We start from the raw sequence: 13,693 nt of genomic DNA, 5'->3' as shown, positions 1-13,693 counted from the left end.
CGGTCTCTGTGGCTCTAATCATTACCTGACGGAATGATATGCGGAATAAAGGTCGTTTGTTGCACCGGTGTGATCGGATTAATACTGATCCCCATCATTTTTCCACCCCATCACCCGATGTAGGAGATGCACAAATGGTTGCTGGATTGCTCGAGCGCCTTGGCGTTGCCGCCGAGGCTTACACCCAGGGCGACTACCCTGTTCACACGCCGATCGACGGCAGCCAGATCGCCTCGGTGAAACTGCTTGGCAAGGCCGAGACCACCGCCCGCATCGACCAGGCCCACGGCGCCTTCGAAGCCTGGCGCAGCGTGCCGGCCCCGCGCCGTGGCGAGCTGGTGCGGCTGTTCGGGGAAGTGCTGCGTGCGCACAAGGCCGACCTCGGCGAGCTGGTTTCCATCGAAGCCGGCAAGATCACCCAGGAAGGCCTGGGCGAAGTCCAGGAAATGATCGACATCTGCGACTTCGCCGTCGGCCTGTCGCGGCAACTGTACGGCCTGACCATCGCCTCCGAGCGCCCAGGCCACCACATGCGTGAGACCTGGCATCCGCTGGGCGTGGTCGGCGTGATCAGCGCCTTCAACTTCCCGGTCGCTGTGTGGGCGTGGAACACCGCCCTGGCGCTGGTGGCCGGCAACGCGGTGGTGTGGAAGCCGTCTGAAAAGACCCCATTGACCGCGCTGGCCTGCCAGGCCCTGTTCGACAAAGCCCTGAAGGCCTTCGGCGATGCTCCGGTGGGCCTGGCACAGCTGGTGATCGGCGGCCGCGAAGCCGGCGAAGCCCTGGTCGACGACCCGCGCGTGCCGCTGGTCAGCGCTACCGGCAGCACCCGCATGGGCCGTGAAGTAGGCCCGCGCGTGGCCGCACGCTTCGGCCGCAGCATCCTCGAACTGGGTGGCAACAACGCCATGATCCTGGCGCCGAGCGCCGACCTGGACCTGGCCGTGCGCGGCATCCTGTTCTCCGCCGTCGGTACCGCTGGCCAGCGCTGTACCACCCTGCGCCGCCTGATCGTGCACCGCTCGATCAAGGACGAAGTGGTGGCTCGGGTCAAGGCCGCCTACGCCAAGGTGCGTATCGGCGACCCACGCAAGGACAACCTGGTCGGCCCGCTGATCGACAAGCAGTCGTTCGACGCCATGCAGGGCGCGTTGGCCAAGGCCCGCGACGAAGGCGGCGCGGTATTCGGTGGCGAGCGTCAGTTGGCCGAGCAGTACCCGAACGCCTACTACGTGTCGCCGGCCATTGCCGAGATGCCAGCACAGAGCGATGTGGTGCGCCACGAAACCTTCGCGCCGATCCTCTACGTGCTGGCCTACGACGACTTCGAAGAGGCCCTGCGCCTGAACAACGAAGTACCGCAAGGCCTGTCGTCGTGCATCTTCACCACCGACATCCGTGAAGCCGAGCGCTTCCAGAGCGCTTCGGGCAGTGATTGCGGCATCGCCAACGTCAACATCGGCACGAGTGGTGCGGAGATCGGCGGGGCGTTCGGTGGCGAGAAGGAAACCGGCGGTGGGCGTGAATCGGGTTCCGATGCCTGGAAAGGCTACATGCGGCGTCAGACCAACACTGTGAACTACTCGCGCGAGCTGCCGCTGGCGCAGGGGATCGTGTTCGATTGATGGATTGATGCTGCATGGCCGGGGGCATTGCCCCCGGTTCGCGGGTAAACCCGCTCCTACAGGGATCTCCATCGCCGGCGCGATCCCTGTAGGAGCGGCGGTGCGGCGGTCCGACTTGCCCCGCGAATGGGCGGCAAAGCCGCCCCAACCGCAACAAGAACAATATCGCTGGAGCCGGGCCATGTCCGAACTGCGTCAACAATGCTTGTGGGAATTCGTCAGCAAACCGAGCGTGGCCGCCCAGGCCCTGGCCGGTGAACACAAGGCCGACGTGTGCGTCATCGGTGGCGGCATCACCGGCCTGTCGGCGGCCATCCACCTGCTCGAACAGGGTAAGTCGGTGATCCTGCTCGAAGCCTGGAAGATCGGCCACGGTGGCTCCGGACGTAACGTCGGCCTGGTCAACGCTGGCACCTGGATCCGCCCCGACGATGTCGAGGCGACCCTCGGCCAGCAGCAGGGCAGCCGCCTGAACAAAGTACTCGGCGACGCGCCTGGCGAGGTGTTCGCCATGATCGAGCGCTTCGGTATCGACTGCCAGGCGCAGCACAAAGGCACGCTGCACATGGCGCACAACGGCAGCGGCATCGCCGACCTCGAGGCCCGCCACGAGCAATGGCGCCGCCGTGGGGCAGACGTCGAACTGCTGACCGGTGCCCAGTGCCAGGAATACTGCGGTACCGACAAGATCTCCGCCGCGCTGCTCGACCGACGTGCCGGCACCATCAACCCCATGGGCTACACCCAGGGCCTCGCCGCTGCGGTGACGCGGCTGGGTGGCAAGCTGTTCCAGCAGTCCTCGGTCGAGGGCCTGGAACGCGATGGCGATGCCTGGCGGGTGAAGACCGCCCGTGGTTCGGTGCGTGCCGACAAGGTGGTGATCTCCACTGGCGCCTACACCGAAGGCGACTGGAGCAACCTGCAGAAGCAGTTCTTCCGCGGCTACTACTACCAGGTGGCCTCCAAGCCGCTGCACGGCGCCGCCGCCGACAAGGTCCTGCCCCATGGCCAGGGCTCGTGGGACACGCGCACCGTGCTCAGCAGCATCCGTCGCGACGACCAGGGCCGCCTGCTGCTCGGCAGCCTTGGCCGGGTCGACAACAAGCCGGCGTGGTTCGTGCGCCGTTGGGCTGATCGTATCCAGAGCCACTACTACCCGGAGCTGGGCAAGGTCGAGTGGGAGATGCACTGGACCGGCTGCATCGACTTCACTCCGGACCATCTGATGCGGCTGTTCGAGCCGGCACCGGGGCTGGTGGCGGTGACGGGATACAACGGGCGTGGGAACACCACGGGGACGGTGATCGGGCGCGCGTTTGCCGAATTTCTGTTGAAGGGGGAGGCGGACAGCCTGCCGATTCCGTTCTCGGCGATGAAAGGGGTGAGTGCGCCGTCGTTGCGCACGGCGTTCTATGAATCTGGCTTCTCGCTGTACCACGCGGGGCAGTGCCTGAGGGTTGTGTTGTAAGTTCCGGCCTGTTCGCGGGTAAAACCGCCACCCCCTGTGGGAGCGGGCTTGCCCCGCGAAGAGGCCGGCACAGGTTCACCTGTGCAACCAGCTCAGAAATCCACCCTTCTTGATCGCCACCGGCTTTTGCAACAGCAGCGACTCCCGGCTTTGGCGCCGTACCCGCTGCAACTTGGTCAACGCCGTCTGCACCTCGCCGCGCTGTATCAGGCAGCTCCTCACCTGCTCCTTGTCGATGCGATACAGCACGCAACTGGTCAGGGCGCGGAATTCGGCGAACGAGTCGTCCTCGTCGACGATGCCGTCGATCCCCAGCACTTCGCCCGGCCCCATGCGCCCGGCTTCCAGCAGCTTGTCGCCATCGCGTACCGAGGCCGACACCACGCCACTGCCGATCACCAGCAAGTGGTCGGAATGCTCGCCGACACCAAGGATCACCTGGTCGGCCAGGTACTCCATAGTGGTCATGCGCTGGCTCAACGCATCGCGCTCCTCGAGGCTCAGGGAGCGGAACACCCGGACTTCGTCCAGTACTTCGCGCTGACGGGTGCGCGGCGGCAGCGCCAGGTCGACGTTCCACATCACCCCGCTGGCCTCCAGGTGGCGGTGTGCCAGGTCGAACAGTTGGTTGCGCACCTCGGTCTTGCTCGCCACGTCGGCGATGAAGCCGCTGGCCTCGTACTCGACCGATTCCAGTGTCGAGGCTTTCACCGAGACTTTCGGCGCGGGTGAGTCGAGCAAGGCGCGGGTGCCCTGCAGGGCTTTCTCCAATGCGTCGAAAACTTTCCTCGGTCGCACCTTTGCCGGCACCACCACGCTGATCGATACCCCATGCCGATCGGCCGGGCGACTGTGGTTGAGCAGCTTGGCCTTGGCCGCCACCGAGTTGGGAATCACCGCCAGGCTGCCAGTACCGGTAAGCAGGCGGGTGGCCCGCCAGTCGATGTCCAGCACCTTGCCTTCGGTACCGTCGATGGAGATCGAGTCGCCAATCTGATAGGGCCGCGTGGTGTTCAGCACGATGCCGCTGAACACGTCGGCCAAGGTGCTCTGCAACGCCAGGCCGATGACGATGGCCATCACCCCGGACGTCGCCAGCAGGCCCTTGACCGGCAGTTGCATCACATAGCCGGCGGCGGCCACCACGGCCGCCAGGAAGATCAACGCTCCCAGCACATCCTGCAGCAACCGCCCACCGTGGCTGCCACGGGCGCCCAGCAACAAGCCGAAGACCACCGTCACCGTGCGTGCGCCGAACAGCCACCAGCCGATGCTCAGCACCGTGGCCATCAGGTTGCGCGCCATGTCGTCTGGCCATGGCGGGGGCTGCAATGGGCTCATGCCGGCCGTCAGCAGCACCGCGCTGAACAGCAGGAAGATCGCCAGGCGTGCGCCGATGCGCCAGGCGCGGTGCTGGAGGGGGATGAGCTGCCAGAGGACGAGGTCGAGCAGGATCAGGGTGGTGCCGAGCGACAACGGGGACGACTGGATGAACGCCAGCATGATGGTCTCGGGGCTGGAGGAGGGCTGTGGGTAGTAATAGAGGAGGATCAGGTGGCAGGCAACGGGGAGGGGTAGTTATTTTACCGACTCATTGACCACTCCCCCCGCCGCTGCGATAGCCCTGGTGCTTTATATATCATCCTGACGGTTATCCCACTCACATTTCTATAGGATGAAATAATTGAGCATCAACCAGAATGCACCTGCAGCGTTTATTCTGGATGAAAATATTATTTTCCTTTTGAGTGGTTCGGGGAAGTGTAAGTAATCTTGAATGTCCAGAGACCCTCGGCGTATGCTGTAGGTGGGAGTCATAAGTTCGCCTGATATCATGGAGGTTACCATGATTTTTGAACTTATGCTTTTTTCTCCACACAGTGCAATAGCGAATGCAAGGCACTTACTTCGCTGCAGGGCTGAAGTCATTACTTCATACCCACCTGAACAGACAATGCGCAAATCTACCGCAAGCCCAATGAAGCATAGGAAGAACGGAGAGGCTAACAAAAGTAACTTCAGCTTCAAGTCGAGGTGATCAATCATCATGAAAAGCCTCAAAGATCACGTCGACGATTTTTTCGCCCGCATCCATTCCCGCGACGCTTCCTACTACAGCACCTGCTCCTGTGATGGCCACCCCACATACTAAACTACCAGCCCCGGCTCTCAAGCAGATATGTGCAGAAGCTCTGAGTGACAATTTGCCCATATACCATGCACCAACAAGTCCTCCAGAAAAATTACCGGCCTCTGTGAATTTGACTTTTTTACAGGCCTTGGTATTCCCTGCCTGGCACACTTCTGCAATTTTAACCGCCGAGCTTGCACCCCCTAAGGCAATTCCTATGTAGCCTCCGGCTTTTAAATATTTAGCCATCTTGGCCAGTTTATCCAAATGTGTGGAATAGCCTGGAATATGGAGCGGTCCCCCGGCTTTACTCCAGTGGTGTACCAAACTCCTGGAGGAAATGCCGAGGTCCCGACGTAGCGCTTTGTAATCACCAAGATTCAAGTGCTTGTTCATAACGGTCATTTTCAGATTTCTATCTAATTGCTGAAATAGCTTTTTGCGCTCCTTGAAGAAATCGTCGCTTCTCAGGTGCCCGTACTTGATGAACTGACTTCTATGCAGCTCTTCGATTTTTCGCAATATCGAGCTGAGCTCCTCCAATGACTTGTTCATCATTGCCTGGCTCATTCCCACCGCCACGCTCACATCACTGAGCAACCCAGCAATCTCTGCCTGGTGCTGCACCATGAACTCGGCCTCTTCTGGCGTCAGGCTCGCCAGCGCTTCGCGCGCCTGTTTCGCCGCGTTCATCGCAAACAGTTCTTCCTACGTACAGACCGGCCGACTCAGGCCGTCGCCGATGACGAAGATCTCCCCCGCCTTGAACCCCTGCTGATAGGTCGGGTTCAGGCGCTGCAGGAGCGAGTGGGGTAGGTTGGCCTGGGGAGCACCAAGCTCTTTCAGCACCTCCGGATACGTCATGCACCGCGGCACGATGTAGAAGCCCGGCGCCATGGCTTGCGGTGCAGACGATGGCTGTAACGCGGTGGGTGGGTAGGCACTGTTTTCAGGTGCATGAGCACGGGTTTGTGGTGGTGCTTCATAGGCTGCAATGGGTGCTACCGTGCGACGTGGGGCGGGTCCTTGGCCCAGCGGTGCAACAACGCGGTTGCTACCGAGCGGGCAGCCGCATTCCACCAGCGAGCCATCGACGGCGGTCGGTATGTTGTCCTGCTTCCAGCGCTGTTCACCCTCGATGATCGTGCCCGCGATACCGCAACGGGGGCAGGTGGTGGTTTCGTCGCCGTCCAGGCCTTGGCCTCTGCCGAGAATATTCATGCGTTGACCCATGGCTCACCTCGGTGTTGAAGATGGAAGCCTGGAACCTAGCAGCCTGACGGTAAGTAATTTGGGGGTGAGAGAAGTTTGGGAAATGTCCTACGGTGAATAAGGACATGGATGTCATCTGCTTATACGGCGGGGGCGTCATCGAGATAATTGAGTACAGAGCTATCGTTCCATTGATAGAACGCTAAAGCCAAAAAACGCAGTCTACCGCTCCAAAGGTCCAGGTTTTAATCTTCTCCCATCAACGCGAAACACCCAACTTACTGAAGATCGAAACCTTAGGAGTTACCACCATGACCAACTTCAAATACAACCGCCTGAACAAAGACGACGCCGCCGTTCTGCTGGTCGACCACCAGGCTGGCCTGCTGTCCCTGGTCCGTGACATCGAGCCGGATGCCTTCAAGAACAACGTGCTGGCTCTGGCCGACCTGGCCAAGTTCTTCAACCTGCCGACCATCCTCACCACCAGCTTCGAGCAAGGCCCCAACGGCCCGCTGGTTCCCGAGCTGAAAGAACTGTTCCCGGATGCCCCGTACATCGCCCGTCCTGGCCAGATCAACGCGTGGGACAACGAAGACTTCGTCAAGGCAGTGAAGGCCACCGGCAAGAAGCAGCTGATCATCGCCGGCGTAGTGACTGAAGTGTGCGTGGCGTTCCCGGCCCTGGCGGCCCTGGAAGAAGAGTTCGACGTGTTCGTGGTGACCGACGCCTCCGGCACTTTCAACGAAATGACCCGCGATGCCGCCCACAACCGCATGAGCCAAGCCGGCGCGCAACTGATGACTTGGTTCGGCGTGGCCTGCGAGCTGCACCGTGACTGGCGCAACGACATCGAAGGCCTGGCCGCGCTGTGCTCCAACCACATCCCCGACTACCGCAATCTGATGACCAGCTACAACGCCTTCAACGCCAGCAAGTAAGCCCGGCGCCGGGCGCCGCCAGTCGGTGCCCGCCCAGCGCAGTACACCCATCCAATCCTCCGTCCGTCCGCCGTTGCACAGTGGATGCGGGCAAGCTCATCCCAAGGAGCGCCGATGAACACCGCACTCCAAGACAACCGCAACGTGGTGACCCTGGTCATCCAGCACAAGGCTCGCGCCGAGTCGCTGGCGGCCTATGAGCAATGGCTCAAGCGCACGGTCAGCGCCGCGCGCCGCCAGCCAGGCCACCTGGACGTCAACGTCATTCGCCCGGACGAGGGCGGGCTACACTTCACCACCGTGGTGCGTTTCGCCGATGCCAGCCTGTTGCAGGCCTGGGTCAACTCCGCCGAGCGCCAGGCGCTGGTCGACGAAGTGCTGCCCTTGCTCGAAGGCGGCGACCAGACCCAGGTGCACGACGACCCGGAGTTCTGGTTCACGCCGCCCAGCATCAGCGCCAAGCAACCGCCGCGCTGGAAGCAGGCGCTGCTGACCTACTTGGTGATTTGCCCCATGACCATGATCATCCCGCAGTTGCTGGCGCCATTGTTCGCGCGCTTCCCGCACTTGGGCGGCCCGATCAGCGGCAACCTGATCGTCAACCTGTTCGTCATCCTGCCCGTGGTGTTCTACATCATGCCTTGGGTAACCCGCCGCTGTGCCAACTGGCTGCGCGGCTGAGCCTTTACCTCGACGTTTTTCAAGGAGATATCGACATGACCACACTCGTTACACGCGACGGCACTTCGATCTATTACAAGGACTGGGGCAGCGGCGAGCCCGTTCTGTTCAGCCATGGCTGGCCACTGGACGCCGACATGTGGGACTCGCAGATGGAATTCCTGGCCAGCCGCGGCTACCGCGCCATCGCCTTCGACCGCCGGGGTTTCGGCCGGTCGAGCCAGCCTTGGACCGGCTATGACTACGACACCTTCGCCGACGACATTGCCCAGCTGATCGAGCACCTCGACCTGCGCGACGTGACCCTGGTGGGCTTCTCGATGGGCGGTGGCGACGTCAGCCGCTACATCGCCCGCCACGGCAGCGAGCGGGTGGCCAAGCTGGTGCTGCTGGGTGCGGTGACCCCGGTGTTCGGCCAGCGTGACGACAACCCAGAGGGTGTCGACCTGTCGGTGTTCGAGGGCATCCGGGCCGGCCTGCGTGCCGACCGCGCGCAGTTCATCGCCGACTTCGCTGCGCCGTTCTATGGCATCAACCATGGGCAGAAAGTGTCCCAGGGCGTGCAGAGCCAGACCCTGAACATCGCGTTGCTGGCGTCGATCAAGGGCACCCTGGATTGCGTCACCGCCTTTTCCGAAACCGACTTCCGTCCGGACATGGCAAAGATCGATGTGCCGACCCTGGTGATCCATGGCGATGACGACCAGGTCGTGCCGTTCGAGGCCACCGGCAAGCGGGCGGCGGAGATGATTCACGGGGCTGAGCTGAAGGTGTATGCCGGGGCGCCGCACGGGTTTGCCGTGACTCACGCCCAGCAGTTGAATGAAGACCTGCTGGCGTTCCTCCAGAAGTAACTGTGGGAGGCCTTCGCGGGTAAACCCGCTCCCACAGGGACCGCGCACAGCCTGACTCCTGTGCAGTACCTGTGGGAGCGGGCTTGCCCGCGAAGAGGCCGGCCCTGCCGGCACCGCACATCCTCCAAGCCCTGACGCCACGCCAACCGGCATGCTCTGCGGTTGCGCCCACATATTCCCCCGAGGAGGCTCCATGACCGCCGACCTGATTCTGTTCAATGGCAAACTGCACACCGTTGACCGCGAAAAGCCCACCGCCACCGCCGTTGCCATCAAGGGCGGCCGCTTCATCGCCGTGGGCAACGACGCCGAGGCCATGGCCCACAAGGGCGCCGCCACGCAGATCATCGACCTCAAGCAGCGCACGGTCATCCCGGGCCTCAACGACTCGCACCTGCATCTGATCCGCGGCGGTCTGAACTACAACCTGGAACTGCGCTGGGAAGGCGTGCCGTCGGTGGCCGATGCCCTGCGCATGCTCAAGGACCAGGCGGCACGCACGCCAACCCCACAGTGGGTGCGCGTGGTCGGCGGCTGGAACGAATTCCAGTTCGCCGAGAAACGCATGCCGACCCTGGAAGAGATCAACCAGGCGGCGCCTGATACCCCGGTGTTCCTCCTGCACCTGTACGACCGCGCCTTGCTCAACCGCGCCGCACTCAAGGCTGTTGGCTACACCAAGGACACGCCGAACCCACCGGGTGGCGAAATCCAGCGTGACAAGTTCGGCAACCCGACCGGTGCTCTGATCGCCCGCCCCAACGCGATGATCCTCTACGCAACGTTGGCCAAGGGGCCGAAGCTGCCGCTGGAGTACCAGGTCAACTCCACCCGCCAGTTCATGCGCGAGCTGAATCGCCTGGGCCTGACCAGCGCCATCGACGCTGGCGGCGGCTACCAGAACTTCCCCGATGACTACTCGGTGATCCAGGAACTGGCCGACAACGACCAACTGACCGTACGCATCGCCTACAACCTGTTCACCCAGAAGCCCAAGGAAGAGCTGGACGACTTCAAGAAGTGGACCTCCAGCGTCAAGCTGCACAGCGGCACCGACTTCCTGCGCCACAACGGTGCCGGCGAGATGCTGGTGTTCTCCGCCGCCGACTTCGAAGACTTCCTCGAACCGCGCCCGGACCTCCCGCAGACCATGGAAGAAGAGCTGGAACCGGTAGTGCGCCACCTGGTGGAACAGCGCTGGCCGTTCCGCCTGCACGCTACCTACAACGAGTCGATCACGCGCATGCTCGACGTGTTCGAGAAGGTCAACCGCGATATCCCGTTCAATGGCCTGCCGTGGTTCTTCGACCATGCCGAGACCATCACCCCGGAAAACATCGAGCGTGTGCGGGCCCTGGGTGGTGGCATCGCCATCCAGGACCGCATGGCCTTCCAGGGTGAATACTTCGTCGACCGCTACGGCGCCAAGGCTGCCGAGCAGACCCCACCGATCAAGCGCATGCTGGAAATGGGCGTGCCGGTGGGCGCTGGTACCGACGCTACCCGCGTGTCCAGCTACAACCCATGGACTTCGCTGTACTGGATGGTCAGCGGCAAGACCGTCGGTGGCATGGAGCTGTACCCGGAAGGCCTCGATCGTGCCACCGCGTTGCAGCTGTTCACCCAGGGCAGCGCGTGGTTCTCCAGCGAGCAGGGCAAGAAGGGGCAGATCAAGGTGGGCCAGCTGGCCGACCTGGCGGCGCTGTCGCTGGACTTCTTCAGCGTCGAGGAAGAAGCGATCAAGGGCATCGAGTCGGTGCTGACCATCGTCGACGGCAAGGTGGTGTATGCGGCGGGCGAGTTCGACCGCCTCGGCCCACCCCAGGTGCCGGTACTGCCCGAATGGTCGCCGGTGGCCAAGGTGCCGGGGCACTGGCGGGTGGGCACGCCGTCGCTGGCAGCGACCGTGCACCAGTGCTCGGGGCCGTGTGGGGTGCATGCCCACAGCCATGACAAGGCGCGCCAGTCGAGCGTGCCGGTGAGCGATTTCCAGGGGTTCTGGGGAGCGTTGGGTTGTTCGTGTTTCGCGTTCTGAGCTGGCAGGGGTAGGGCCTAGGTTGGCCAGCAAGGTAGGGGGCATTGGCAGCGGTCCTACCGTGTCCACTGCTGCTGCCCCGGCCTGACTCACGCCATGTCGCTGACCACGAACTCCTCGGCCAGGTGATCGATCAGCGAGCGTACCGACGGCAACAGGCCGCGGCGCGACGGGAAGATCGCATGGACGATGCCGCAGCGCGGATGCCAATCGGGTAGCAGTTCCACCAGCCGGCCGGCGGCCAGGTCTTCGCGCACCGCCACCCGCGGCAGATGCGCGATGCCGACACCAGCGACCACGAAGTGGCGCAAGGCGAACAGGTCGTCGGTGACCACCCGCGGTGTATGCGGGATGACGATGCTGCGGCTGCTGTCCTCGCCCTGGAACAGCTCCCACTGGTATTCACGCTGCGCGCCGCCCCAATGCAGGCTGGGCAGCTGGCCGAGCAGTTGCGGGTCGAATCCTTCGGGCAGTTGCTCGAGGTATCGCGGCTGGCCGACCAGGCACTGGGTGCTGTTGCTCAGCACCTTCATCACCATGTCGGTATTTTCCAGCGGCGGGAAGCGCACGCGCAGCGCCACGTCGAAGCCTTCGTGGAGCAGGTCGACGCGGCGGTTGGTGCTTTCGATGAACAGCTCGACCTCGGGGTACTTGGCCATGTAGCGGGTCAGCATCGGCCCGACCCAGGCGTTGAGCAGGGTAGTGGGGCAACTGATGCGCACCAGCCCGCGCGGCTCGCTGCGGTTACGCTCGATGATCTCCGCCGCGCCCTCGGCCTCGACGCGCATGGCCAGGCAGCGGTTGTAGTAGGCCTGGCCGATCTCGGTGAGCGAGCAGTGGCGGCTGGTGCGGTGCAGCAGGCGCACGCCGAGGCGGTCTTCGAGGTCGGCGATGCGCCGGCTGAGTTTCGACTTGGGCATGTCCAGCGCCCGGCCCGCCGGGGCGAAACCGCCGTGCTCGACCACCTGGGTGAAGTAGTAGAGGGAGTTGAGGTCTTCCAATGATCGGCCTCCAGATATCGGGTTGCCTGTGCTGGCCTATTCGCGGGTAAACCCGCTCCTACAGGGATAGCGGCGTCCATGATGACAGCGGGAATTCTGTAGGAGCGGGTTTACCCGCGAATAGGGCCGGCACCGCCCCCCACAAATCCATCGTTCATTAAATAGAACGCTAAAGCCAAATTTTGCCGTCTACCGCCTCAAAGGTCCAGGTTTTAGTCTTAACTCATCAACGCGAAACTCCCAACTCACTGAAGATCGAAACCTTAGGAGTTACCACCATGAGCAACTTCAAATACAACCGCCTGAACAAAGACGACGCCGCCGTACTGCTGGTCGACCACCAGGCTGGCCTGCTGTCCCTGGTCCGCGATATCGAGCCGGACACGTTCAAGAACAACGTGCTGGCCCTGGCCGACCTGGCCAAGTTCTTCAACCTGCCGACCATCCTCACCACCAGCTTCGAACAAGGGCCCAATGGCCCGCTGGTACCCGAGCTGAAAGAACTGTTCCCGGATGCCCCGTACATCGCCCGTCCTGGCCAGATCAACGCGTGGGACAACGAAGACTTCGTCAAGGCAGTGAAGGCCACGGGCAAGAAACAGCTGATCATCGCCGGCGTGGTGACTGAAGTGTGCGTCGCCTTCCCGGCTCTGGCCGCTCTGGAAGAAGAGTTCGACGTGTTCGTGGTGACCGATGCTTCCGGTACTTTCAACGCAATGACCCGCGATGCAGCCCACAACCGTATGAGCCAGGCCGGTGCGCAACTGATGACCTGGTTCGGCGTGGCCTGTGAGCTGCACCGCGACTGGCGCAACGATGTCGAAGGGCTGGCGGCGCTGTGCTCCAACCACATCCCGGATTATCGGAACCTGATGACTAGCTACAACGCGTTGACGGCGGGTAAGTAATACCTTGTCGAACAACAGGTGGCCTGTTTTCGGATTCACCGTTGACTTGATCAAGTGGTGTTGTTAGCGTTTCAGTTGAGCGCGAAACCAGCTGCCATTCAGCGGCGAAGGCTGGCGTAGGAACCCCGTCGATGGCTGAATCATCAGCGTAGGGTGAGACCTCCACACCCCGCTTGAGGGCGTGTATACGAGTATCAAGCGTGTTCTCGAGGCCACTGGTGACAGTGGCCTTTTTATTTGCCCGGCAAAAGTGTGTAGCGTTTATAAAGCAGTATGCCGTGCCGGTGTTTGTTCAGCGCTTTCGCCTCGCAGTGCATGAAGTTCCAGAGTGTCTTGCCGTTTTCGAGCGTGACGATCACTAACATCTGCCGCTTGGCCTCGTAAACAGGTTGCGGGAAGCGGGGGATCGGGAACGATTTTTTTCATAGCCAAACTCCGACAGATGTTGACCGGCACCTTTCATTTCCACGTGAAGGGTGGCGGCTGTACGCGGGGTGGAAAGCCGGGCTATCGGGCCCCGGCAGGCCATGCGGCCTCCCGCGTACAGCTGCCATGACGACAACCGATCCGAATAGTAGCCGGGTTTCCACGCCCGATCGCTGAACCGACAGCGACCCTTGCAGGCTAGAGATCAAAGTTGTCCCTAACAATCAGACGGGCGTCGACACGGTTTGTAGGTTAAATCGTTGGTGTTGATACTCCTGTAGGAAACGGCTGCTGTTTGGGTCGGAGGGTGCTGGTCGCCAGATGTTTGTTGTCTTGAAGATCGAGCGCTGCTGCAACGCTCGAGGCATGTGCCTGAAGTACTTCCAGGCTCTAGGAAAAATCCCACGTCGC

The 13,693-nt window shown here is 62.2% G+C and carries 11 protein-coding genes; 7 read left to right on the top strand and 4 right to left on the bottom strand.

Annotation, left to right across the window (positions count from 1 at the left end):
- Window positions 1-134 precede the first annotated feature (134 nt).
- Both amaB and amaA read left to right on the top strand, forming a co-directional pair.
- A complete protein-coding gene (amaB, locus tag IAE37_RS02495) occupies window positions 135-1,625 on the top strand; it encodes an L-piperidine-6-carboxylate dehydrogenase (RefSeq protein WP_201168661.1) in 1,491 nt (496 codons plus the stop codon).
- A 181-nt stretch (window positions 1,626-1,806) separates the two neighbouring features.
- The gene (amaA, locus tag IAE37_RS02490; RefSeq protein WP_201168658.1) at window positions 1,807-3,093 is read left to right on the top strand and encodes an L-pipecolate oxidase; all 1,287 of its coding nucleotides are present in this window, start codon (window positions 1,807-1,809) and stop codon (window positions 3,091-3,093) included.
- Window positions 3,094-3,168: 75 nt separating this feature from the next.
- Here amaA and IAE37_RS02485 read toward each other — a convergent pair whose 3' ends face one another.
- From IAE37_RS02485 to IAE37_RS29050, 3 genes are all read right to left on the bottom strand, one after another.
- Entirely contained in the window at window positions 3,169-4,596 is a 1,428-nt protein-coding gene (locus tag IAE37_RS02485; protein ID WP_201168655.1) for a mechanosensitive ion channel family protein, read from the bottom strand.
- A gap of 535 nt (window positions 4,597-5,131) precedes the next feature.
- The gene (locus IAE37_RS29055) at window positions 5,132-5,917 is read right to left on the bottom strand and encodes a hypothetical protein (protein ID WP_328822687.1); all 786 of its coding nucleotides are present in this window, start codon (window positions 5,915-5,917) and stop codon (window positions 5,132-5,134) included.
- Between the two features lie 15 nt (window positions 5,918-5,932).
- The gene (locus tag IAE37_RS29050; RefSeq protein WP_328822686.1) at window positions 5,933-6,457 is read right to left on the bottom strand and encodes a PAAR domain-containing protein; all 525 of its coding nucleotides are present in this window, start codon (window positions 6,455-6,457) and stop codon (window positions 5,933-5,935) included.
- 290 nt (window positions 6,458-6,747) lie between these two features.
- Between IAE37_RS29050 and ycaC (IAE37_RS02475) the strand changes: the two genes are divergently transcribed.
- The 4 genes from ycaC (IAE37_RS02475) to IAE37_RS02460 all read left to right on the top strand — a co-directional run bounded on the left by ycaC (IAE37_RS02475) (window position 6,748) and on the right by IAE37_RS02460 (window position 10,947).
- A complete protein-coding gene (gene ycaC / locus IAE37_RS02475; RefSeq protein WP_201168636.1) occupies window positions 6,748-7,377 on the top strand; it encodes an isochorismate family cysteine hydrolase YcaC in 630 nt (209 codons plus the stop codon).
- Window positions 7,378-7,491: 114 nt separating this feature from the next.
- Entirely contained in the window at window positions 7,492-8,058 is a 567-nt protein-coding gene (locus tag IAE37_RS02470) for an antibiotic biosynthesis monooxygenase (protein ID WP_201168633.1), read from the top strand.
- Between the two features lie 35 nt (window positions 8,059-8,093).
- Window positions 8,094-8,912: an alpha/beta fold hydrolase gene (locus IAE37_RS02465; RefSeq protein WP_201168630.1), complete on the top strand. Its 819-nt coding sequence runs from the start codon at window positions 8,094-8,096 to the stop codon at window positions 8,910-8,912.
- A gap of 193 nt (window positions 8,913-9,105) precedes the next feature.
- Window positions 9,106-10,947 carry an amidohydrolase gene (locus tag IAE37_RS02460; protein WP_201168627.1) on the top strand — a complete coding sequence of 614 codons (1,842 nt, stop codon included), beginning with the start codon at window positions 9,106-9,108 and terminating at the stop codon, window positions 10,945-10,947.
- An 89-nt stretch (window positions 10,948-11,036) separates the two neighbouring features.
- Here IAE37_RS02460 and IAE37_RS02455 read toward each other — a convergent pair whose 3' ends face one another.
- Window positions 11,037-11,948: a LysR substrate-binding domain-containing protein gene (locus tag IAE37_RS02455; RefSeq protein ID WP_201168624.1), complete on the bottom strand. Its 912-nt coding sequence runs from the start codon at window positions 11,946-11,948 to the stop codon at window positions 11,037-11,039.
- Between the two features lie 278 nt (window positions 11,949-12,226).
- On the opposite strand from IAE37_RS02455, the gene ycaC (IAE37_RS02450) reads away from it, so the two are divergent.
- Window positions 12,227-12,856, top strand: a complete 630-nt coding sequence (ycaC, locus tag IAE37_RS02450) for an isochorismate family cysteine hydrolase YcaC (RefSeq protein WP_201168621.1) — start codon at window positions 12,227-12,229, stop codon at window positions 12,854-12,856.
- Window positions 12,857-13,693: the final 837 nt, after the last annotated feature.

The sequence above is a fragment of the Pseudomonas sp. S31 genome (assembly GCF_016648105.1).
GTDB lineage: Bacteria > Pseudomonadota > Gammaproteobacteria > Pseudomonadales > Pseudomonadaceae > Aquipseudomonas.
This window is presented reverse-complemented; position numbering and strand designations above follow the sequence as displayed.

Coding starts and splice junctions, on each gene's coding strand:
- amaB (WP_201168661.1), top strand. CDS start 135: ATGGTTGCTGGATTGCTCGAGCGCCTTGGCGTTGCCGCCGAGGCTTAC.
- ycaC (WP_201168621.1), top strand. CDS start 12,227: ATGAGCAACTTCAAATACAACCGCCTGAACAAAGACGACGCCGCCGTA.
- ycaC (WP_201168636.1), top strand. CDS start 6,748: ATGACCAACTTCAAATACAACCGCCTGAACAAAGACGACGCCGCCGTT.
- amaA (WP_201168658.1), top strand. CDS start 1,807: ATGTCCGAACTGCGTCAACAATGCTTGTGGGAATTCGTCAGCAAACCG.
- IAE37_RS02470 (WP_201168633.1), top strand. CDS start 7,492: ATGAACACCGCACTCCAAGACAACCGCAACGTGGTGACCCTGGTCATC.
- IAE37_RS02485 (WP_201168655.1), bottom strand. CDS start 4,596: ATGCTGGCGTTCATCCAGTCGTCCCCGTTGTCGCTCGGCACCACCCTG.
- IAE37_RS02460 (WP_201168627.1), top strand. CDS start 9,106: ATGACCGCCGACCTGATTCTGTTCAATGGCAAACTGCACACCGTTGAC.
- IAE37_RS29055 (WP_328822687.1), bottom strand. CDS start 5,917: ATGAACGCGGCGAAACAGGCGCGCGAAGCGCTGGCGAGCCTGACGCCA.
- IAE37_RS02465 (WP_201168630.1), top strand. CDS start 8,094: ATGACCACACTCGTTACACGCGACGGCACTTCGATCTATTACAAGGAC.
- IAE37_RS29050 (WP_328822686.1), bottom strand. CDS start 6,457: ATGGGTCAACGCATGAATATTCTCGGCAGAGGCCAAGGCCTGGACGGC.